1 protein-coding gene and 1 pseudogene are annotated in these 2,660 nt (G+C 65.4%); both read left to right on the top strand.

The window, feature by feature from the left end; translation table 11 throughout:
- Positions 1-1,057: methyl-accepting chemotaxis protein (locus A3M7_RS0137600; RefSeq protein ID WP_027548485.1), on the top strand; the 1,057-nt coding region annotated here is incomplete at its 5' end.
- A 531-nt stretch (positions 1,058-1,588) separates the two neighbouring features.
- Positions 1,589-2,660, top strand: a pseudogene (locus A3M7_RS0137605) (methyl-accepting chemotaxis protein); the annotation flags it as partial.

Here is a 2,660-nt window from a genome sequence, read left to right on the forward strand (position 1 = left end):
CGGCATCTCGCGCCCGATGATCGCGATGTGCAAGGCGATGCGCGAGCTCGCCTCGGGCAATTTCGACGTGGTGCTGCCGGGCCTCGGCCGCAAGGACGAGATCGGCGAGATGGCCGGCGCGGTCGAAGAGTTCAAGGTTCAGGCCGTCGCCAAGGCCGAGCGCGATGCTGCCGCCAGCGAAGCCCAGAACAAGGAACTGGCGACCGCCCGCCGCTCCGAACTGATCCGTTTTGCCGACGACTTCGAGAGCGCGGTCGGCGCCATCGTCTCCAACGTCTCGGCCTCGGCCGTGCAGCTTGAATCCGCGGCGTCCACGCTGACCCGCACCGCGGAGACCACGCAGAGCCTGTCGAGCCAGGTCGCCGGTGTCTCCGAGCAGGCCTCCAGCAACATGCAGTCGGTCGCCACCGCAACGGAAGAGCTCTCGGCTTCGGTCGAGGAGATCGGTCGCCAGGTGCGCGATTCCAGCCGTATCGCCGAGGCCGCCGTGGTGCAGGCCAAGGAGACCGACAGCCGCATCGGCAAGCTCTCGCATGCCGCCCAGCAGATCGGCGAAGTGGTCAAGCTCATCACCGCGATTGCCGAGCAGACCAATCTGCTGGCGCTCAACGCCACCATCGAGGCGGCGCGCGCCGGTGAAGCCGGTCGCGGCTTTGCAGTGGTTGCCAGCGAAGTGAAGTCGTTGGCCAGCCAGACGGCGAAGGCGACCGACGAGATTTCCTCCCATATCACGGGCATGCAAGGCGCCACGGCCGAGTCGGTTGCCGCGATCAAGGAGATCGGCGCGACCATCGGCCAGATCTCGTCGATCTCGACGTCGATCGCGAGCGCCGTCGAGCAGCAGGGCGCCGCGACCCAGGAGATCGCGCGCAGCGTCCAGACGGTCGCCCAGGGCACCCAGACCGCAGCCACCGACATCGGCGAGGTCAACCGCGGCGCCGCCGAGACGGGCTCTGCCTCGGAAGAGGTGCTGAACTCCGCCAAGACGCTGTCATCCGAAAGCACCCGCCTTCGCGCCGAGCTCGACCGCTTCATGGCGAATATCCGGGCGGCGTAAGCGCCGCTGCACGTTGGGCGCTTTGCGCTTGAAGACCTCGCTATCGCCTCATACTCCGCTGTCGTCCCGGACAAGCGCGCCCTCAGGCGCGCGCCGATCCGGGATCCATAATCCCAGCGGATAGTTGGGACGAACGGTGCCAACTCCGAGTCTTCGTCAAACCACTCCCTGTGGTTATGGGTCCTGATCGGCGCTCGCTCCGCTCGCTTGTCCAGGACGACGTGAAGAGATTGCCGCTGGCGCCTTCCACTCCAATGTCGTCCCGGCGAAGGCCGGGACCCATACTCCCAGGGAGAAGTTATGGAGTGCAGTCGGTAACTCCGAGCCATCGCCAAATTCAATCCTGTGGTTATGGGTCCCGGCCTTCGCCGGGACGACGACGGTGGGCATTCCCCCGCGTCACCGAACCGCAAGTTGCGACGCCGCAAATTTACCGCCGCTTATCCTTTGCCAATTACCGTGCACACGAGTCGGGGAGCGGGCTGCTTCCGGGCTGCGCCTGGTTTTCCGCGAATGGAATGGGGTGGGGGAATGTCCGTCAAGTCCAAGCCGAACACATCGAAACTGCCAACCTTGCGCTTTCGCGCAAAAATCATCCTCGGCTTCGTGGCGGTGCTAGCCATCCTCGCCGTCAGCATGGCTTTCGCCTATTTCGGCTTCGAGCGGATCCAGGCCGCCGTGGCCTCCTACCGGACCAGCGTGGCGGAAGCGGACCTCGCGCGAACCGTCGACCGCGAGCTGATCGCCTACCAGGGACTGGCGCGGGCCTATACGCTGACCGGCGCGGCAGACGACGAGACCGCGGCCAAGGCGGCCGAAGAGAATCTGAAGGCGGCGATCGCCAAGTCGACGTCCGCCACGACCGGCGCCGGGCGCCGCGAGCAGGTCGGCAAGCTCGAGGCGGAGTTCCAGCGCTTTACGAAAGTATTCGGCGAGATCATCACCCTGACGCGCGAGAACAACAAGATCGCGGCCGATGAGCTCAACAGCGTCGGCAACAAGATCCGCTTCAAGTTCGACGACCTTGCCGATACCGCAGCGCTCGCCGGGCTCGCCTCGGTCCAGACCACGGCCAAGGACATCACCTCGCAATATCTCGCGGTCTCCACCTCGGTCAGCGCCTTCGTCGCCAAGCCCGAGCCGAAGACCGCCGACGGCGTGATCGCCCGCATCAAGTTCCTGGAGACCCTGCTGGTCTCGATCTATGCCAGCGACCAGAAGATCACCGACCGCGTCACCGAGATCAGCAATCTGCTGAAGCAGTACCGCACCTCCTTTGCCAAGCTGACGGAGAACGTGAAGGTCATCGTCAAGTCGAATGGCGAGATGACCAAGACGGCCGCGTCGATCCTCAAGCTTTCGGGTGAGCTGCGATCGGACCTGACCGCCGATCAGCAGCGCATCGAGGCCAGCGCCAATGCAACGATCGGGGAGACCGAACGGCTGATGCTGATGCTGGCGCTGGGCGGCCTGGCCATCGGCGCCGTGCTCGCCCTGATGCTCGGCAACGGCATCTCGCGCCCGATGATCGCGATGTGCAAGGCGATGCGCGAGCTCGCCTCGGGCAATTTCGACGTGGTGCTGCCGGGCCTCGGCCGCAAGG

This window comes from Bradyrhizobium sp. WSM2254 (assembly GCF_000472645.1).
GTDB classification, from domain to species: Bacteria; Pseudomonadota; Alphaproteobacteria; order Rhizobiales; family Xanthobacteraceae; genus Bradyrhizobium; species Bradyrhizobium niftali.